This is a genomic window from Pseudomonas sp. MPR-R2A5 (genome assembly GCF_058793055.1).
This window is the reverse complement of sequence record NZ_JBXAFK010000027.1, coordinates 45,274-64,795: the sequence shown is the minus strand read 5'-3', so window position 1 is coordinate 64,795 and position 19,522 is coordinate 45,274. Positions and strand designations below refer to the sequence as shown.

The window sequence follows — 19,522 nt, the reverse complement described above, 5'->3', positions numbered from 1 at the left end:
CTCCAAGAATCATTGGTTATCCGATTGAATCGCGCGCTGCACGGTGGCGGCATGCCGATCCAAGACTTCACGCGCCCGCGCCACTACAGGGGCATCGACCATCTTCCCCTGATAAGCAAACGCACCGCGCCCCTCGCGCTCGGCCAGGGTGTACTCGGCCAGCAAACCTTTGGCAGACTCGACCTCGGCGGCGCTGGGGGTAAATACCTCATTGAGTACCTTCACCTGATCGGGGTGAATGCAGAGGGCGCCAACCATCCCCAGTTGGCGCGCCAACACGATGGTTTGATGAAAACGCCGGAGGTCGCTGAAGTCCGCAATCGAACCGGGAAATCCGAATGGCAGGATGCCTGCCCGACGACACGCGAAGACGACTTGCTGATTCGGCCAGAGCAGACTTTCCTGCACCGGTTCCATGCCAGCCGAGACAGAAAAATCCTCGCTGCCCAAACTCATCCCCATAAGCCGCGGCGACGACTTGGCAATCAAGTCCAGCAATGGCAAAGCAGCAACGTCCTCGATCTGTGCAATCAAAAGGGTATGGCCGCGGCGCATCCCTCTTTCCGCTTCGAGGCGATCCAGGCGTTTCGCAACGTCTTGCACAGTGCCTGCGGCATCAACTTTCGGTAACACTATCGCCCGCACAGAGGGGCTAACCACGGCGTCCAGATCAACTTCCAGCGCCGACCACGGCGAGTTCACTCGCACCAGTACGTCGACACCGTGGCTTGCAATCGACTTCGCCGCCAAAAAGGTTGCATTACGGGCTTGCGCTTTATGCGACAGCGCTACGCTATCTTCTAGATCCAGGATGCAGGCATCAGCACCTCGCTCATGGGCCTTGCCGACAAACCTCTCAATATGGGCAGGGATAAACAGCATCGAACGCCAGATGGGGAAACCAGTCTTCATCATATTGCCTCAAGTGTTGCGGTCGCGGTCATGGCGACGAAACCTTCATGCGTTACCGTCCACAGCTCGACTTTGCTGCCATCACGGCGCGCGCAGAACTTGAGCGCATCCGTGTCGAAACTTGGCCTTACGGCGCGGAATTGAAAACCACGGATGCGCGTTTCGGGCAGATGTTTAGCAACCTGCTCGGCCAGCAAAGTCGCGAGCAGCGGACCCTGTACGACCAGCGCGGGATAGTGCTCCTGGCGGGTGGCGTAATCGCGGTCATAGTGAATGCGGTGGCCGTTATAGGTCAGCGCGCTGTAGCGGAAAAGCAACACGGGATCAGGTTGGAAATGTTCCTGGAAGTCCACCCCCGGCGCGGCCGACTCACCGAGCGGCAATGGCGAGGGACGGATGGGCATGTCTCGATAAACAAGGTTTTGTGCCTCAATCAGACAGCGCTTGCCGCCCTGCGTGGTGTGGTGCTCAACAGTCACAAACACCAGCGTACCGGTCTTGCCTTCCTTGAGGTCCACGGAGCGGATAATCGAACGCTGTTCGGCGGGCTCACCCACCCGCAGCGGGTGCTCATACAAGCACTTGCCGGCAGCCCACATGCGTCGAGGCAAAGGGACTGGTGGTAGAAAATCTCCAGTTTTCGGGTGGCCGTCGGCCCCCAGTTCACTGCCGCGCGCGGTGTCCACAAAGTACAGCCACTGCCACGTTGGCGGCAGCTCGTCGCCGATCGCCAGCAAGGCGTCACGATTGATCGCCGCGCCCAGAGCCTGAGCCTTGAACAGCGCAAGCTCATCCTGCTTGACACGCTCACGACCCACCCAGGTGCGTAGGTGCTCGAGATCAATGCCGCTCATCTGCGCGAAACCTCGGCCGTAAGCAGCGACAACCCCAGTGCAACACGGCGACTGAGCCAAGGGCTGGGTCGATAACGCGGATCGCCGGTAGCAGCGTGCATGCGCGTGAGGATGTTCAGTACGCGCTTGCCGCCGATGGCATCACCGAGACTCAACGGCCCTTGCGGATAGCCGAGCCCAAGCCTTACCGCATCCTCGATATCTTCGACGCTGGCGATGCCACGTTGCGCAATGTCAGCGGCGATGTTGACAATCATTGCCAGGATGCGCTGTAGCACAAACCCACAGCTGTCGCTGATCACTGTCACAGGCATATCCTGCTGCGCCAGTATCGCGAGAGCTGCGTCACGCACCTCCGCTCGCGTGACGGACGAAAGCATCAGCGTACGATGTTTATCCAGGCCTGGCAGTGGGTCGACGGCAACTGTACGAGCGGCGTCCAGCCCATGCTCCACGCAATAGCGCGTGGTGTCCGTCCCCCAAAACTGAACGACCAGCACGTCACCATCTGCCGCCTGCTCAACAACCTCAATGCCGGCTTCGATCACCAACCCTTGGAGTCGTTTGTAATCGTCGGCAGCGGGATCAATCCAGACGCTCAGATCCGTTCGTAACGGCGGTATTTCCCGGCGCGGAGCCTCCTGTTTCATGTTGTCCTGATAGCGATACCAACCCTCACCGGTCTTGCGGCCATAAAGCCCCGCACCGACACGCGGCGGTATCAACGAGGACGGCCGAAAACGTGGCTCCTGGTGGAACTGCTGGTAAATCGACTCCATCACCTTGCCGGAAACATCCAGGCCGGTAAGATCCAATAGTTCAAACGGACCCATGCGAAAACCGGCGGCCTCGCGCATCAGTGTGTCGACGTCTTGCGGCGAGGCTGCACGTTCCTCAAGAAGACGCAGTCCCTCTGTGTAGAGACCACGACCAGCATGGTTGACCAAAAACCCTGGTTGATCCTCAGTCACAACAGCGCGATGACCGGCTCCAGCAACTACGGCTTTCAGCGCCTCGACAGTTGAGGGGGCTGTGCGTACGGCGGCGATGACCTCGGCCACTTTCATCAATGGTACTGGATTGAAAAAATGCAATCCGGCAACACGCTCAGGTCTGCGACAGCCCGCAGCGATGTCGGAAACTACCAGGGAAGAAGTATTGCTGGCGAGAATCGCATGCTCGCCCACCACCTCTTCAAGTGCTCGGAACAGATCGCGTTTGACCCCAAGGTCTTCGACAACGGCCTCGATCACCAAGTCGCAACCTGCGAGCTCTTCGAGGCGATTGCAGGCCGAAATGCTGGCGCATATGGCGTCCGCCTCTTCGCGGGTGTGGCGCCCTTTGAGCACGGCTCTGTCGATCATGCCATGCACGAACTCAACGGCTTTTTGCGCCGAGCCTTCGGCAGCGTCGAAACAAGAGACGGGATGCCCGGCCTGCGAAAACAGCTGAACGATGCCTCGCCCCATGGCGCCCGCGCCAACAACGCCGATACGGTGAATACTGGTCATGGTCATTTCCCCGTGTACATCGGTGTGCGTTTTTCCAAAAAAGCGCGCATTCCTTCTGTTTTATCCTGGGTATCGAACAGCAGCAGGAACTCACGATTTTCCAATGCCAATGCAGCATCCAGAGGCAAGTCGGCGCCTTGAGCGAGCACGCGCTTGATCGCTCGCAAAGCTTTGGTCGGCATTCTCGCGGCCGTGTGGGCAAGTTCCTTGGCGCGCTGGAGCGCATGCCCCTCGACGGTCAACTCGCTGATCAACCCAAGCTGGCAGGCACGCTCTCCCGTGAGCATCTCACCCGTCATCAGCATCAAACTGGCAACAGGCTTGCCGACGGCACGGATCAGGCGCTGAGTTCCACCGGCACCTGGCATGATTCCCACGCGCGCCTCGGGCTGGCCAAAGCGAGCCGTGGGATCGGCGATAATCAGGTCGCACATCATGGCCAACTCGCAGCCGGCACCCAGCGCGAAACCGCTGACCGCCGCAATCAGCGGTTTCTGGCTGTTCCGCAAGGGTGCCCAGTACTGACCCAGGTCGATGTCGGCAATATCCTGCGCACCCTTGTCGACCAACAGGTTCAAATCAGCACCGGCAGCGAACACGTTATTCCCGCCGGTAATAACGATCACGGCGATATCTTTGTCGTGCTCCAGCTCGGTCACAGCCGCGCAAATCGCCGCGCGTAGCGTCAGGTCCAGGGCATTACGCTTTTGCGCACGATTGAGGACCACGATACCGACAGCCCCCTCTCGCTCGATCAACACAGGAGTGCTCATGAGTATTTCCTGGACGACGTAATAAAAGCCGGGATCCGTTTTTCGTTGAAAGCGGCATAGCCTTCTTGGAAATCTTCAGCCAACAGCAGTACGGCCTGATCGTCTTCCTCTTTCTGCAACTCTTCGGCAAAGCTCGCTGCAGGATCGGCCAGACGCCGTTTCATACGGGCGAAAGCATCCTGTGGCAGACACGCCATCTTCGCTGCCCGGTTCACAGCTGTCGCCATGACACCGCACACAACGAATTCATCCGCGAGCCCGATGCGAACAGCTTCCTCGCCGCAAATCACCTGATCAGAGATCAACATTCGCTTGGCTGCGGCCACACCTACGCGAGCAGGTAGCGTGCGCAACGACCCCCAGTCGGGGGTGAGACCCAGCCTCATGAACGGAAACATGAATTTGCTGGTCGTACCGGCAATAATGATATCTCCGAGCAATGCCAGACCAACGCCCGCTCCCGCGCAAATGCCTTCTACCGCAGAGATCACTGGCACAGGGGTCTGCTCGATCAAGCAACACAACTGGTGAATATGCCGCATTCGTTCGCGCGCACCGTCCTCATCCAGGTCAACCATGCTGGCGATATCACCTCCGGCCGAAAATACTTCGCCGACACCGCCCAGTACGATCGCGCGACAGTCTGTCTGCTCACGAGCAATAATGAGTGCCTCAATCAATGCCTGGCGCACCTCATGGTTAATCGCATTACGTTTCTCAGGTCGATCAATGAGCAAACGCAAAACTCCGGGCACAGGCCTGTCAATTTGTATGGTCATCAGCCGCCCTCCAGGCCGACGATGGAGATCGAGCACACATTCTGCGAAGGCTGACCGCCAAGGTTGTGAATCAATCCTGTGTGTGGATCAGCCAACTGACGCGGTCCGGCACGGCCCTGCAACTGCAGATAGATCTCATAAAGCATCCGAATGCCGCTTGCACCCACTGGATGGCCGAAACACTTCAACCCGCCGTCGATCTGGCAAGGAATCTTGCCCTCGGCATCAAATACACCGTCGAGCACGTCGCGCACCGCCCCACCCTCCGGAGACAGGAAAAGGTCCTCCATCGTCACTAGCTCAGTGATGGAGAAACAGTCGTGCACTTCTGTCAGGCTGATTTGTTCGCGTGGGCGGGTAATTCCTGCTTCGGCGTAGGCTCTTTTTGCGGCAATACGCGCCGTATGCACGTAGCTGCCGTCCCAGCCATTACCTTGCATTTCCCAGCCATTGGACGCTGCAACCTGGAGTGCCTTGAAGGTCACCAGGTTGCGCTTGCCCAGGGCGCGAGCGATGTCTGGTCGAGTGACAATCACTGCCGCGGCGCCATCGGACACACCGCAGCAGTCGAACAATCCCAATGGCTCCGCGATGATCGGCGCCTTCAGGCACTGCTCTTCAGTAATTGGCTTGCGAAGGTGCGCCTTGGGATTCTTCGCGCCGTTGGCGTGACTCTTGATCGAAACATGGGAGATCGCCCGTTTGAGCAGCGCAGCATCCACGCTATGTCTTGCCCGGTAGGCCGAGGCCAACTGTGCGAAATTGGCAGGCGCTACTGCGCCGGGATACCACTGCGGAATGTATGTGCCAACGGTGGCCACCGGCAAGCCGCCGTAGCCAGTGTCCTTGAGCTTCTCCACCCCCAGCGCCAAGGCGATATCGCAGGCCCCCGAAGCAACGGCGTAGACGGCTGCCCGAACCGCTTCCGAGCCGCCTGCGCAGAAGTTTTCCACCCGAGTGACGCCAATGTTGGGCAGACGCAGAGCAATGCTCATCGGCGTGCCACCACGCCCAGTGCCGACATCCTCCATATGGGTGGAGAACCAGGCGGCGTCGAGCTGCTCCGGCGCGATGCCGGCATCCTGCATGGCTTCGTTATAGGCTTCGACCATCAGATCCTCTGGACTGGCATCCCAGCGCTCACCGAAGCGGCAACAGCCCATTCCAAGAATCGCAACTTTGTCTTTGATACCAATAGGCATAAATTACTCCGCCGGCGTGCGTGGCATGGATTGAAGGACAGGCGTTGCCTTCCAGAAATATCGTTTGAAACCGCGAAGCTCATCGACATCCTTGACGCGGAAAACCATTTCCACCTCGATACCGGTGTCCACGTCGCCTTTGCTGACGTCGGTGAACTCCATCAGAATGCGACCGCCACCATCGAAGTCGATCTGGCCGTATTGGTGTGGGGGGGCCATGTAAAACGACAGCGACTCGGCAGACCAACTCAGCACCCGACCCGGCTTGTCCGCCAAAGGATAAGGCTCCTGGGTATCCTGTTGAGCCGCGCCCGGTGTGTACGACAGGCGCGACGGCGGGAAATGCACATCACCACTTACGCTGCAGCGGCCGGCAACAAGTCCGAGGAGCGCGCGCCGGTGGCGATAAGCCGTACTCAGAGCCGTCTTCTTATCCTGCTCGCCGCGAACGCCGCGTTCGAGTTGCAACTGGCCTTTGTAAGCAAGAAAACGCGTATAGCTGAGTTCTTCAGTCCCGCGACTCAGCCAGGCGGACACCCCACGACGCGGCGCGAAATTGCGAATTTCTTCAGTGACTCGCAGCACGAAAGCACGTGCACCGCTGCCGAACTGCGCAAGCAGGATCGTCTGCCCAGGTTGCGCGGACTCGAGAACCTGCGCCAACATCAATAGCGCATGTCCAACCCCCGTCGCGCCGATGCAATCAGCCAGGTTGTCCACGACCGCCTCGGCCCGGATGCCGCAAGTTTGCGCAAGCTGCACATCGATCTTGCTCAAAGAGGTGGGGAAGATGAAATAGTCGATATCCCCCGCCGTCACGTCGCTGTTCTTCAACGCGCGCTCGACGACTTGGGGAATGCAACTGCTGATACCTTCATCGCGTACCCAGCGCTCCTCACCGTAATAATCGATCTCGCGTCCAGAAAGACGAAAGTGATCGATGAAATCGACGGTCAACGAAGCCTGACCAAGCACTTGCGCAATCACATTGTCCTGCCCCAGCAAAAGCGCTGCGGCACCATCGCCGTAGTCAAGCTCCTGAGCGCTGGCCGCTCGTGTACGGCGACCGTCTGCTGCCGTCAGCAATACTGTTCCCTTGTGTGCCCCGGCACTGGCCAAAGCCTGAGATAACCCGGCTAGAGCAGCGCACTGGGAGCCGGTGATATCGAGTGCCGAAACACTTTCGTCGAGATTTAACGCCTCTGCGACAACGCCCGCGTTTAAACGCTCGGCGAAGGGCAAAGTAGAAGAAACCAGAAAAACCTCGCGAACGATACCTTGAGTGTCCTGACCGCCCAGTGCGTCCCGCGCAGCCGCGACGGCCATGGTGATGCTGTCTTCGTCCCAGTTCGCCATTGAGCGATGCCCTTTAGCCTTACCCTTGAACTCCGGTGCGTACCAGGCATTGGCAGCGACAACAGCTTGCCGACTCAAACGTAAGCGCGGGATATAAGCGCCGAATCCGGTGATGCCAATACTCATGTCAGCTTCCTCATGTTGCACCCCATCTCCGATTAAGAAAGTCGCCTATGCGCGCGATGGCTTCACGCGCCTCCGGCAGCTCCTCAGCAAATTGCTGGAATACGTGAATCATCCCGTTCCAGACCTCAAGATCGACTTCGACACCCGCACTGCGTGCCTTTTCAGCGAACAGCGTCGAATCATCGAGACCCGTCTCCCGATCCCCTACCTGTAACAGCAGCGGCGGTAACCCCGCGAGATCTCCATACAACGCAGAAGCGAGCGGGTCGCGAAGGTTGCCATCGACGCCAAGATACTGACTGGCAAGTGCCTGGATCATCGGCCGTTGATGGATAGGGTCTGTGCTTGCGCGTGTTTCATAACTGGGTCCCTCGGCAGCGAGATCGGTCCAGGCAGAAAGCATTACCGCCGCAGCCGGAAGGCGCTGTCCTTTGTCTCGTATCGCAAGCAGCGTCGAGGCTGCCAGGCCCCCTCCCGCCGAATCGCCAGCGATAGCAAGGCGCTCGGGGGTATAGCCCAGGTCGAGTATCCGGTTATAGACCGTCAGCACATCTTCTACGGGCGCCGGAAATTGGTGTTCCGGCAACAGGCGGTAGCCAACGCCAAGTACCCGGCAGTCCGCAGCAACCGATAGACGCGCCATCAAATCGTGGTGCGATATGAGAGAGCCCATTTTGTAACCGCCACCATGGAGGTAGATCAGGACAAGATCGTTGCGGACATCGGGGGCCGTGATCCAGCGCACCGGCACCCCATCGACAACCTCATCCTCAATCTTGCATGGCACTCGATCCGACCAGAACAAGTTGTCCCAATCGCGGCGCATCTCCTCCACGGGGGTGTGCCGCCGCCACCGTCCATAGACCGACTGGATACGTGCAATAACGACCTCAAGGGCCTCATTATTGGCTCGATCGCTCATCAACAGCCCATCCCGCCGGATACGCCAAGCGTTTCGCCAGTGATGAATGCAGCCTCTTCGCTTGCCAAAAACGCAACAGCAGCGGCCACCTCATCTGGAGTTCCCAAGCGACCCAGCAGGGTGGCAGCCTTCATTGCCTCGAGTAACTTTTCACCGCCAGTCACTACCGCTTTACGCAGCAATGGTGTGTCAATCGGTCCTGGGGCGACGACGTTGGCAGTGATACCGAAGCGACCGTTTTCCCGAGCAATGGATTTCGTGAAGGCAATTACGCCACCTTTGGCTGCCGCATACACCGCACCGCCCTTTGACCCTTGGCGCCCGGCCTCCGATCCAATGTTAATGATGCGGCCATAACCCCGTTCTTGCATGAAAGGTAGTGCGGCATGGGTGGTAGCGAAAACAGCCTCAAGATTGACCGCAAGCAGATGACGCCACTGCAATTCAGTGCTATTGGTGAAAAATGAGTGCTGATCAACCCCTGCATTGTTCACAAGAATGTCGAAGGGCCCATTGTTCGTGACAACTTTCTGTACTTCCCGTAAATCCGTCACATCCAGGCGCACAGCACGGCCGCCGACCTCGTCCGCCAGGAGCTCGGCCATGATCATCTCCTGAGCGGCAATGATCACTCTTGCACCATCGGCAGCCAATCGACGTACGATTGCTGCACCAATCCCCTTGGAACCGCCAGTGACAAAAGCCGTCCGTCCTACGAGTGGTCGCATCGGTCAACTCCCAGTGAAGTGCGCTACGCGCTTTTCGATGACCGCAGCCAGACCTTCCTGAACATCGGCGGTTCGACAGAGTGCGGCGACAGTGCGACTCTCTTCCGGCATTGCGGCATCAACGCCAATACCTATGCCTGCCCATAGCAGCCGCTTGGTGGCAGCCAATGCACGCGGCGCCCCTTGCGCCATATGCTGGGCATAGGCCAGCGCTGCTGACTGCAATTCGGCGTCAGGTACGACCTGATTAATCAGCCCGAGCTCCAGCGCTTCTGCTGCACTGACTGTTGGGTTCATCAGCAGCATCTCCGCGGCCTTGCGTGGCCCGACGAGGCGCGGCAGCGTGACTGAAAGCCCGGCGTCCGGAGCCATGGCGACGCGCGTGGCGCCGGCAAGAAACTTCGCAGACTCTCCAGCGAGAACGATATCAGCCGCGCAAATCAGCCCCATCCCGCCACCGCCGGCGGCGAAGCCCTGAACTGCCGCAATTACCGGCGCGTCCAGGTGAATCATTGCGCTAATTGCCGCTTGCAAATAAACAGTGGCTTGGCGGATGTACTCGGGAAGTGCATCACCTTTGCCAGAGAAAGTGCGTACATCTCCCCCCGCACAAAAGTTAAGTCCTCTTCCGGTCAATAGCACGACTTTGACCTGCCGCTCGCCGTGACACATCATCAACGCGGTATGAAGATCCTTGAGCGTCGGAATATCGAGTCCGTTAGCCGCATCAGGCCGGTTCAACTGCACGTGCGCGACGCCATCCACCAAGTCGAGCAGCACGGCGCCCTCTTTTATCAATGCTTCTGCTTTGCTCATTTCGGCAGGTCTCAAATCAGGAAGGACAGCGTGTACAAGGCCTTGTCGTTATTGACGAGCACCACTTTCTTGCGCGCCATGCGCAGCCCATCGTCTTCCTGTCGCAGCACGTACTCATTGCGGGTACACCAGACGGTGTCGCCGCGCAGATTGGACTCAAAGACCATCGCGTTCGCCGCAACGCGGACTTCACGCTCCGTCTGACCGAGAATCTCGACGTTCGACAGAACCCGGCCCAGACGAGAACGCGGCGATTGGGTGTGGCGTTTGCCGGTATGGAACTGCTTGATGCGCAGGGCAATACGAGAGCGATTGTCGAAAATGATCGACATCTGGGTTTCCGGGTCGATGTCATCGCCATTAGCAGGAACCCAGTAAACGCCATCATCGGTCCACAGCGCCTCCCAGTCGTCGTAGGCGTGCGTGTCTTGCAGCCGGGCTTCTCGGCTTAGGAACTGGGTAATTTCGGCGAGCAGCGCGACATTGGCTACTGGATTAATATTGGTGCTCATACCGCCTCCATCAACTTACGGTAATGGCTCCATATGCCACGAGTAGTGACCTCGTCGGTGGCGTCGCCAATCAGAAAACCTTCAGCATCACGACGCTCACGATGCATACCGCGCCCCACATAGTTCCATTCCGGATCACGGGCTTGAACACCGCGCTGGGTGCGCTCATACATCTCGGAGTCGTCGGCGAGCAGGAAGCCGGCCGGCCCGACGGACCCCATGGTCTGCTGGCGCAGACGACGGTTCAAATCGGGTGCGCCCTTGAACTGCAGCGCGGTGACATGCTGTACGGTTTCGTCAACCGCGAGCGCCTGGATCACGAATATTTGAATCTCCGCAATGAACAGGTTGGGGAAAATCATGATATGTGGCGTGCCGTCGATCATGATCTCGTTGGCGCGCTGATCCCCGTAGGCGGCGCGCATCTTGGTCACATACTCGGGCAGACGCTCTTCAGTGGTACCGAACCAGCCCATCGGTTTGCCGATACGACGGAATTCCGGCCGCAGGTCAATCTCCGTATGCCCGTCGCCCAGATCGCGCGCCACCGCTGTCGAGTCGGCACTGTACAAAGCACCGATACCACTTGAAGCCACATCGAAAATCGACGCATGCACGAACTGCGGGTGGTAACCATCGGTTTCGTTTTCGACCAGAAACTTCCAGTTTGCTTTCGCCTTGTGCTGCAGAAAGCCGGCGGTAATCTCGACTTCGCCTTCTGGCGAGGTCATCACCAAGGCATCAAGCGCGGCACACGCACTGCCGAGATGCTCCTCCAGCGACGGACCTTCAGCGGCAAAGCTACCAAACACAAAGCCATTGTAAATGCCAAGACGAGGCACCTTACCCAAGCCTAACTGACTCCGATCAACCCCCTCGTAGCCAGATGCAAACGGAAAGCCACGTAGTGCGCCATTGTTCGAAAAGGTCCAGCCATGATATGGGCAGGTGAAGGAACTGCGATTGCCATGGGCCTCGAGACAAACCTGATTACCACGGTGCGCACAACGATTGAGCAGCAAGTGAATCTGCCCATCGCGATCACGGCTCATGATCACCGGCTGCGGGCCGATCGACTTCATGATGAAGTCGTTCGGGTTAGGCACCTCGCTAACATGACCGACATAGACCCAGGTGCGGTACCAGATTTTTTTAAGCTCTTCCTGAAATATCGCCTCGTCTGTATAAAGCGAGCCGTGTACTTGGTCGTGGCGAACCAGGTGACTCCAGTCGTATGTAGAGAATGGTGCCGTCATCGCAAACCTCGAGAGAGAATAGACTCAACGGTCACAACTCTATCGAGACATCCCAAGTACAAGATCGTCGTTTTGGACGAATTGCCCTCTCTCGCAAGGCATGAGCGTTCTCCCCCTACAGGGATCGCATTTTCAATGCCCGACGGTTTTCGAGAACAGTTGAATCACCACCACGCCGATGAGGATTAGCCCCATGCCCAGCATGGCCGGCACATCAAGTTTCTGCCCATAAAGGAACATCGCCGCAATGCTCACCATGACAATGCCCATTCCCGACCAGATCGCATAGGCGACACCCACCGGAATACTGCGCACTACTAAGGTCAGCATTCCGAACGCAATGCCGTAACCGACGACCATCAGTAACAGCGGCAACGGCGTGCTCAGGCCTTTGACGGCTTTCATCGAAACGGTCGCCATCACTTCGGCGCAAATGGCAATAGCTAGGAAGTAGTAGGCAGTCATTACGGGGACTTCCTTTTATCAGCTGCGCATTCCAGGGATTGAGCAGAAAGAGGCAAGCCACATGCCCGCCGACGCGATCAAGGATCACCCAGAGCAATTGCCGCCTAATCGTCGGATTCGACGGTTTTGAGCTTTCATCCACGTGGTAAAAAATGCCGAAATCACCAATGAATTCATTGAGATAGGACCATGACCCGATATGCGCTGATTGGATCTCTTTAAAAAAGTTAGTTTTCCACTGTTAACAAAACAAATTCTGGCTGATATCTTGGAGTCAAGTCCTACTTTTCTGGTGACCCTGCATGGCCCGTCCCGTTTACTCCGCTGATGAAACCGAGAACATCAAGCAAACCCTCATCCAGGGCGCGCTGAGCCTGTATCTCGAAGTAGGAATGGATAGCGTCACGCTGCGCCAGATCGCGAAGCGTGTAGGCCTCAGCCATACCGCCGGCTATCGCTATTTCGAGAATAAAGAAGCACTGGTCGCGGAAATGCGCAGGGTCTGCATTCTGGAGTTCAAAGCAGCGATACCGTCGATGGACGAACAGGACAGCGATCCGATTCAGCGCATACGCGCCGCGCTCATGGGTCTACTCGACTTTGGTTGCGCGCACCCGGCCAAGTACCGGCTGATTTTTTCCGACAGCCAGCCCGACCTCACCGACTACCCCTCGCTGCTCGCGCAACGCTGGGAGGTATTCGCCTCCTGCGTCGACCTGGTGCAAGCAGCGATAGATACAAAGAGGCTTGATGTCGATCCTCTGATGTTTTCCCACGGACTCTGGAGCCTGCTGCACGGAATGCTCTCCCTACACGTGGCAAACCAACTCGTCCACGGCCTTTCCCTGCGTGAAATGGCGGCACCCCTCATCGACATATTCCTTCGGGCCGGCTGCACCCCGCAGGAAACCAAGGAGCCAAAAATAACCATAGTCAGCGAAACAGGGCGTCCGACGCCCACCCGTACTAAGGAGATGAACCATGACCAACAATAACAATCCCCTGGCTCGATTCACTGTCCCTCTTGAAAAGCGTGCGGCGATAGCGGCACTCAACAAGGTACCGACGATATCCCCAACAGTGCTACTCCTGTTAATTGTCTCCACTGGTGGCGTGATCTTCACCGATGTGCTGGCTGTGCTCGGCCACCTGAGCCTCGGGTGGGCCTGCGCGGTCAACAGCCTGCTGATGTACTGGCAGTTCACCGTAGTGCACGATTCAGTGCACCGCTCCGCAGCCAGGAATCAGAAGCTCAACGACTGGATCGGCCATATCGGCGTGGCGACCTTCGCCCCCCACATCAACCTGGGCATCTTCCGCTGGGCACACATCCAGCACCATCGTTTCACCAACGGTCCCGCCGACCCGGACGCCTGGATGCACGGTAAATGGTGGACTCTACCGTTTCGCTGGGCGTTGCTGGATGTCGGCTATGCGCTGTTCATTCTACGCGGCACGGACAAGGCCGCCTGGCGCCACCTGCGCTCGGTACTTCCCAACGCAACAGTGACCCTGGCCTTAGTGGCAGCGTTGATCTACATGGGATATGGGTTGCACGTGTTGTTCCTGTGGTTCATTCCTTGCCGAGTGACATTCATGCTGGTGGGCTTTACGTTCTTTTGGTTGCCGCACGTCAAGGACGACGTCACCGCCGAAGAAGACCTGACCCTATCCACCTCGGTGCGCTTTGGTCATGAATGGTTGCTGACCCCAATCATGCAGTACCACAACTACCATCTGATCCATCACATCTTTCCGACCATGCCCTCCTATCAGCAAGTGAAGGCATGGAAGGTACTAGAGCCGGAGCTGATGCAGCGTAATCTGCAGATCCAGCATGGCTTCGCAATCCAACCTGTGGTCCATCTTGGACAGTGAGCAAGGGAGTAACCAATGAAGCGGTGGCAATGCAGTTTCTGTTCACACATCTACGACGAAAGCTTTGGTGATTCGGATAACGGGATTCCACCAGGCACCCGTTTCGAAGACCTGCCTGACGACTGGGCATGTCCCGATTGCGGAGCTGGCAAGGCCGACTACTTCGAATTAGAAGACTGATCGTCAGCAATGCCTGCGCCCCCCCCTGCGCGCAGGCAGCTACCCCCCTCTCTCAAGCAGACCCTTTCGGGTTGATCACCAGCTGATAATTCGTCGATTGGGACGAGTCCCCCCACTCATTCAACTGCATAGACTCCATTATCCGGCGACGGCGCAAGCCTCGCGCCTACACCACTGGCATTTTCTTGCGGAAGGACCTTCCGATGCGCAACTTCACCGTTCGTATGAAGCTGTACTTCCTGATGTTCTGCTTCATCTCCAGCCTGGCCTTTGTCGGATCCTCGGGCTGGCTCGGCATCCACCATGCCGCTGACGCCATGGAAGACATCAGTGCCTCTTTGATATCAGTCGACGCACTCGCCTCCCTGCGTAATGCGCGATTGACCTCCGTTGCCACAATGCAGGAAGGGACGGGCTGGCGCCCCGAAGCTTTCGATGACCTTGCGGATAAAGATGAAGCCCTGGCGGAAGCCCACGACCTTTTCAGCCACGTCCTCACTCAGCACCGCTTAGCGCTAAAGCAGGCCGAACAGGCCTTTCACACGTATGACGCCCAGCCAAAGACGGCGGAAGAACATGCACTCTGGGAAGAGTTCAGCGCCCTGTGGCTGGACTTCCAGAAGGTCGACCAAGAGCAGACCATGACATGTGAAAGGCTCGTCGAGGCCATTAGCTGGGATGAGATTCGTTTCCGCTCACGGGAACTCATCACCTATACCCCGCATTGGGCCGCTGCGATTCATGCCATGGGCGAACCTCTGGAGAAACTGTTGAAAATCGGTGTCGCTGCCGCGGAAACTGCCCAGCACGACAGCGAGAATGCCATTGCCAGAGCGAGAACGATCATGCTCGCCACGTTCTCCGCCACCATTGGCATACTTTGCATAATGTCGGTGCTAATCGTCCGTAGCGTGGTCATCCCCCTGCAGCTACTACGCACAACGATGGAGTGGGTAGGTACGACAAACGATTTCTCACTCCGTGCGCAAGTCCATGGGCGGGATGAGGTCGCCGAAGCCGCCTCCGCGTTCAATCTATTGCTCGAACGCATTCAGAGCGCCTTGCTCGAAGTTATGGAGAGTGCCGGCAAAATCGACGTCGCAGCCTCTCAGGCCGGCACCATGGCGCAGCGTGTGGCGACCAGCGCTACCCAGCAGAACGATGCTGCAGCGACAATCGCCACCGACATCGAGTACATGAGCGCAGCCATCGGCCAGATCAGTTCGAGCGCACAGGACGTTCGCGCCCGCGCCCAGAACGCCGCTGCCGCCGCAGTATCCGGCGCAGACGCAATCAGCAGGGCTTGCGAGGAAAGTGACCAGGTCGTCCGCCAAGTAAGCAAGGCTAGCGACAGCATTAGCACACTGGGGGCCGAGTCCGAGCGGATAACAACGATCATGACCGTCATTACAGAAGTAGCCGAACAGACCAACCTGCTCGCTCTCAATGCGGCCATCGAAGCGGCACGGGCGGGCGAGCAGGGACGCGGCTTTGCAGTAGTGGCGGATGAAGTACGGCGACTGGCCGAACGCACTCGCAGTTCGGCCGAAGAAAGCCGGGGCATGGTGGCAGCGATGCAGGCTTGCGCTCGACAGTCCGTTAGCGATATGGCGGGAGTCGCCGAACGCACCCGGGAAAGCCGTGCGCTGTCAGAAAACGCCGCAGCGAGCATGGCCGAGATCCTGAACAGCGCCAGTCGAGTATCCGACGCAATCGGCGAGGTATCAGCGGCGTTGGCTGAGCAGGATCGCATGGCCCAGGCGATCAACCGTCAGGTCGAAACCGTTGCCAGAATGAGCATGGAGAACTGCGATACCGGCACTCGTACCGCTGAGGTATCCCAGGAACTGGACAGCGCCGCCGGCACTCTGCGCTTGGCAGTCGACCGCTTCAAGGTATAAATAAGCTGAACGGTGCGCATCTTGCAGCTGACAGGGACGCACCAACTCGTCCAAAGCGACGACGAGGCGCCTTCTGCGACGACAGACAATACAGAAAGTGACAGACCCGGCCCTCTGGTCGGGATCATCGACGAGCGGAGCACCCCATGACTCAAAAGGTACTGTTCATCACTGGCGCGGGTAGCGGCCTAGGCCTACTGAGCGCTAAACGCGCACTGGAAAACGGTTGGGCGGTTGCCGCCATGGACATCAATGTCAATGGTCTGGACCAGTTGGGAAACTCACCACGCTTGCTCAAGCTGGTCGTGGACATTACCGATCCTATCGCGGTGGAGGCGGCTGTCGAGCGCTGCGAAACGGAGCTGGGCCCCATCACCCGTCTGACCAACGCGGCTGCGATCATGCCGCTAGGTTTGTTGATGGAACAACCTCGGGACATTATCCAGAAGATCATGTCCATCAACTTCGGCGGCATGGTCAATCTATCGAAAGCCGCGCTACCGAGGATGATCGCTCGTGGCAACGGCGAGTTTGTCAGCTACGCCTCCATGGCAGGCCACTGGCCGATCCTCTACATGGGAGCCTACAACGCCGCCAAGCATGCCGTTACGGCCTACACCGAAGTGCTGTTCCACGAAACCCGTGGCAGCGGTGTGCGCATTGTCTGCGTCTGCCCCCCGATTGTCGCAACGCCTTTACTGGACCAGGCCAAATCGACCGTATGGCCGAAGATTTTCGATATCTTTCCCCCCATCACTCCGGAATGCGTGCTCGACAAGATCGAGAGCGTCCTCAAGGGCAAAAAACTCTGGGTCTTCCCCGGCCCCATGACCGCCATGTCCTGGCGTCTGCGACGCTGGCTGCCCAATACCTTGTGGTGGACAGTGCACCGAGTGGAAAACATCTGAGGCTTCCCATCAGCATGGTGGTTTTTTCGGCATACAGCCTCTCCTACTGCAATGGCCGTGATCCAGAGCCAGCCAAAGTGACAGAACCGTCGCATCCGACGATTCTGGCCCGCACTGACAATCCGACAATCGCACCTCCCCCAATGAATACCAAGGAGTAAAGGACATGTCCGAAGCAACCACGTCAGAATTTCCGGCGCATGAATTCAAGACTCACTGCCGAACCATTACTGAGACCGACATCGTCAATTTCGTCAACCTTACCGCCTTCCACGAGCCTTACTTCATCGACATGGAGTTCCTCAAGAAGAACATGTCAGGCGCACACCGCAATCGTTTCGCTCCGGGGCCGATGATCATCTCCTACTCCATGGGGCTGGTATCGCCGATCCTGATGAAGGTAGTGGATGAGGTTCTCGAGGGACACGAGGTTGGCCCGTTCGCCGGCATGACCGGATTGCAGGCCAGGATCCACGCCGCAGTGTTCCCTGGCGATACGCTGCATGTGGAAGGGCAAGCCAAGATCAAAGCGAAGAGCAGTAGCGGATTCACCATCGTGGATCTTTATCACGCCACCAAGAATCAGCGAGATGAGACGGTGGTTGAATTCACTGAAACCGTATTGTTCCATAAATCCCCCATGGCTCAATGACGCTCTGCCACGCAAGCACCCATCAATAACCCGCATGTCTTCCATTTGTGGGTGGTTGCGCTTCGGCAAAAGACTCGCAGATAAATCACTGGAAGGCCCTCCGATCGTTTTTCGCTCAAGAATTCTCGCAGATAAATGCACGCTAACAAGAACATACCAAGGTAGTTTTTTTGCTACTACCATGCTCCTTTTCCTCTCGCGATACCTGCTCCCCATGCTTCGTTTGCCAATGGGCATCGGACGCGATTACCCGTGACAAATACACCGATATCCCGCTGATTGTGGATTCGTCCATTCCGACGAGATGACCAGGCAATCGGGAGTGTAACGTGAAGTCATCTACTAAAGCCGAGCGCCACGACTCTATCCCCAATGCGGGTCGACGCCGGATTTCAAGTACTGAACGATAAGCAAATCAAGAATAAGAAGGAGCCCAGGGCATGACAGTAGCGAAGCGTTACAAGACGTCATCCAGGCCGGCCACATCGCTGACCCTGTCCCGCATCAGTAAGTCTGCATGGCGTCTTGATTCGACCCAGCAGATCCATATTCCAGCCTGACTATACGACCGTTTTCATCGATGTTGAGCGTACGGACCTCTCTGCGCGAGCCAACATCGACAGTCGTCGCGCCGCGGATGCCATCCACCGCGCCGACTTGGTCACCAAAAAAACAACGAGGCCGCCATGCGTAAAGATGTTCTGATCAGCTTTCCCGGTGCACCCTCCCGCCGCGGCTTTCTAAAAAATCTCGCAGCCTGTGGGCTGCTGGCCATAGTGGCGCCTGTCGTACAGGCTTTCGACTCTCCTTTGGAAGAAGCCGCGAGGCATAGCGATCGTCTTACCATCAATCCCATGCTCGCGGTGGCCAAGGCAGGCTCTCGGCTGATTGCCGTCGGTCCGCGCGGGGGCATTATCGTCTCCGATGATCAGGGAAAAAACTGGATCCAGGCGCAGGTTCCGGTGAGCGTCGATTTGGTCGCCATCAGCTTTCCATCTGAGCGTGAGGGCTGGGTTGTCGGCCATGGCGGTGTCGTACTGCACACGTCGGACGGCGGCATGACCTGGGAAAAGCAGCTTGACGGACTCAAGGCCTCCAAGTTGGCCATCGACTACTACAGTAGCACCCTGGCGGATATCCCCGACGCGCAGGATTTCCTGGTCAAGGAACGCAACCTCACAGCAGACAATGAAACCCAGCCGTTTCTTGGTGTGTTCTTCAGCGACGAGCATCGCGGGTACATCGTCGGCACTTTCAACCGCATCTTTGCGACTGAGGACGGCGGCAAACACTGGATCCCGCAGATGCACCTGACCGACAATTCGCAGGAATGGCATTTCTACAGCATCTCAGGCGCAAATAATCAGATCTACATCACCGGCGAACAGGGACTGGTAAGGCGCCATGAGCCGCAAACCAACCGATTCGTATCCGTCAACGCCCCTTACAAAGGCACAATCTTCGGTGTGGCCGCCACGGATAACGAGCAAGTGTTCGTTTATGGCATGCGCGGAAGCCTTTTCCACAGCGCCGATCAGGGGCACAGCTGGGAGCGCATCCCCCTCCCTTTCGAGAGCAACCTGATGCAGTTCCTGTCCGTTGGTGGCAGCCATCTGCTGATCATTGGCCAAAGCGGGCAAATCGCTCAGAGCAATGACGGCGGCCGGACATTCAGAGCCCTGCAGCCCAACAAACCAATGCCCTACTACGGAGCGGTACTCCTGGACGAGTCCCGCCTGGCGTTGGCTGGGGCACAGGGCGTTCGCATCGAAGCCATCTGATGCCGTTGAA

At 57.8% G+C, this 19,522-nt stretch carries 20 protein-coding genes; 7 read left to right on the top strand and 13 right to left on the bottom strand.

The genetic code is table 11. From position 1 onward, the window contains the following. Nucleotides 1-9 precede the first annotated feature (9 nt). The 13 genes from AC1Q6I_RS19510 to AC1Q6I_RS19450 form a co-directional block, all read right to left on the bottom strand. The gene (locus tag AC1Q6I_RS19510; protein WP_207238114.1) at nt 10-915 is read right to left on the bottom strand and encodes an HpcH/HpaI aldolase/citrate lyase family protein; all 906 of its coding nucleotides are present in this window, start codon (nt 913-915) and stop codon (nt 10-12) included. After that, on the bottom strand, nt 912-1,766 hold the full coding sequence (locus AC1Q6I_RS19505) for an HTD2 family dehydratase (protein ID WP_102624026.1): 855 nt from the start codon (nt 1,764-1,766) through the stop codon (nt 912-914). Before AC1Q6I_RS19505 ends, AC1Q6I_RS19510 begins: the two co-directional genes overlap by 4 nt. Next, nucleotides 1,763-3,277 carry a 3-hydroxyacyl-CoA dehydrogenase gene (locus AC1Q6I_RS19500; RefSeq protein ID WP_102624027.1) on the bottom strand — a complete coding sequence of 505 codons (1,515 nt, stop codon included), beginning with the start codon at nt 3,275-3,277 and terminating at the stop codon, nt 1,763-1,765. The genes AC1Q6I_RS19505 and AC1Q6I_RS19500 overlap by 4 nt, the downstream gene beginning before the upstream one ends. 2 nt (nt 3,278-3,279) lie before the next feature. Further along, nucleotides 3,280-4,050, bottom strand: a complete 771-nt coding sequence (locus tag AC1Q6I_RS19495) for an enoyl-CoA hydratase-related protein (protein ID WP_102624028.1) — start codon at nt 4,048-4,050, stop codon at nt 3,280-3,282. Further along, the gene (locus tag AC1Q6I_RS19490) at nt 4,047-4,829 is read right to left on the bottom strand and encodes an enoyl-CoA hydratase/isomerase family protein (RefSeq protein WP_102624029.1); all 783 of its coding nucleotides are present in this window, start codon (nt 4,827-4,829) and stop codon (nt 4,047-4,049) included. Before AC1Q6I_RS19490 ends, AC1Q6I_RS19495 begins: the two co-directional genes overlap by 4 nt. Then, nucleotides 4,829-6,031: an acetyl-CoA acetyltransferase gene (locus tag AC1Q6I_RS19485; protein ID WP_102624030.1), complete on the bottom strand. Its 1,203-nt coding sequence runs from the start codon at nt 6,029-6,031 to the stop codon at nt 4,829-4,831. The genes AC1Q6I_RS19490 and AC1Q6I_RS19485 overlap by 1 nt, the downstream gene beginning before the upstream one ends. A gap of 3 nt (nt 6,032-6,034) precedes the next feature. Beyond that, entirely contained in the window at nt 6,035-7,513 is a 1,479-nt protein-coding gene (locus AC1Q6I_RS19480; RefSeq protein WP_102624031.1) for a hydroxymethylglutaryl-CoA synthase family protein, read from the bottom strand. A gap of 10 nt (nt 7,514-7,523) precedes the next feature. Then, complete coding sequence (locus tag AC1Q6I_RS19475; protein WP_102624032.1) at nt 7,524-8,435, bottom strand: alpha/beta hydrolase; 912 nt, start codon at nt 8,433-8,435, stop codon at nt 7,524-7,526. After that, nucleotides 8,435-9,163 (bottom strand): SDR family NAD(P)-dependent oxidoreductase, encoded by a 729-nt coding sequence (locus tag AC1Q6I_RS19470; RefSeq protein WP_102624033.1) that lies wholly within the window; start codon nt 9,161-9,163, stop codon nt 8,435-8,437. The genes AC1Q6I_RS19475 and AC1Q6I_RS19470 overlap by 1 nt, the downstream gene beginning before the upstream one ends. A gap of 3 nt (nt 9,164-9,166) precedes the next feature. After that, nucleotides 9,167-9,979 carry an enoyl-CoA hydratase/isomerase family protein gene (locus tag AC1Q6I_RS19465; RefSeq protein ID WP_102624034.1) on the bottom strand — a complete coding sequence of 271 codons (813 nt, stop codon included), beginning with the start codon at nt 9,977-9,979 and terminating at the stop codon, nt 9,167-9,169. An 11-nt stretch (nt 9,980-9,990) separates the two neighbouring features. Continuing rightward, the gene (locus AC1Q6I_RS19460; protein WP_102624035.1) at nt 9,991-10,491 is read right to left on the bottom strand and encodes an aromatic-ring-hydroxylating dioxygenase subunit beta; all 501 of its coding nucleotides are present in this window, start codon (nt 10,489-10,491) and stop codon (nt 9,991-9,993) included. Further along, nucleotides 10,488-11,747, bottom strand: coding sequence for an aromatic ring-hydroxylating oxygenase subunit alpha (locus AC1Q6I_RS19455; RefSeq protein ID WP_102624036.1), 1,260 nt, complete (start codon nt 11,745-11,747; stop codon nt 10,488-10,490). Before AC1Q6I_RS19455 ends, AC1Q6I_RS19460 begins: the two co-directional genes overlap by 4 nt. A 132-nt stretch (nt 11,748-11,879) precedes the next feature. Further along, nucleotides 11,880-12,212: a DMT family transporter gene (locus AC1Q6I_RS19450; protein WP_102624037.1), complete on the bottom strand. Its 333-nt coding sequence runs from the start codon at nt 12,210-12,212 to the stop codon at nt 11,880-11,882. Nucleotides 12,213-12,514: 302 nt separating this feature from the next. Between AC1Q6I_RS19450 and AC1Q6I_RS19445 the strand changes: the two genes are divergently transcribed. The 7 genes from AC1Q6I_RS19445 (at nt 12,515) to AC1Q6I_RS19415 (ending at nt 19,512) form a co-directional block, all read left to right on the top strand. Next, nucleotides 12,515-13,207: a TetR/AcrR family transcriptional regulator gene (locus AC1Q6I_RS19445; RefSeq protein WP_102624038.1), complete on the top strand. Its 693-nt coding sequence runs from the start codon at nt 12,515-12,517 to the stop codon at nt 13,205-13,207. Continuing rightward, nucleotides 13,194-14,090, top strand: coding sequence for a fatty acid desaturase (locus tag AC1Q6I_RS19440; RefSeq protein WP_102624039.1), 897 nt, complete (start codon nt 13,194-13,196; stop codon nt 14,088-14,090). Before AC1Q6I_RS19445 ends, AC1Q6I_RS19440 begins: the two co-directional genes overlap by 14 nt. A 15-nt stretch (nt 14,091-14,105) precedes the next feature. Beyond that, nucleotides 14,106-14,270 (top strand): rubredoxin, encoded by a 165-nt coding sequence (locus tag AC1Q6I_RS19435; protein ID WP_102624040.1) that lies wholly within the window; start codon nt 14,106-14,108, stop codon nt 14,268-14,270. A gap of 203 nt (nt 14,271-14,473) precedes the next feature. After that, a complete protein-coding gene (locus tag AC1Q6I_RS19430) occupies nt 14,474-16,171 on the top strand; it encodes a methyl-accepting chemotaxis protein (protein ID WP_102624041.1) in 1,698 nt (565 codons plus the stop codon). Between the two features lie 146 nt (nt 16,172-16,317). Further along, nucleotides 16,318-17,079, top strand: coding sequence for an SDR family NAD(P)-dependent oxidoreductase (locus AC1Q6I_RS19425; RefSeq protein ID WP_102624042.1), 762 nt, complete (start codon nt 16,318-16,320; stop codon nt 17,077-17,079). A gap of 166 nt (nt 17,080-17,245) precedes the next feature. Continuing rightward, a complete protein-coding gene (locus tag AC1Q6I_RS19420) occupies nt 17,246-17,731 on the top strand; it encodes a MaoC family dehydratase (protein WP_102624043.1) in 486 nt (161 codons plus the stop codon). 686 nt (nt 17,732-18,417) lie between these two features. Beyond that, on the top strand, nt 18,418-19,512 hold the full coding sequence (locus AC1Q6I_RS19415) for a YCF48-related protein (RefSeq protein WP_102624044.1): 1,095 nt from the start codon (nt 18,418-18,420) through the stop codon (nt 19,510-19,512). Nucleotides 19,513-19,522 lie beyond the last annotated feature (10 nt).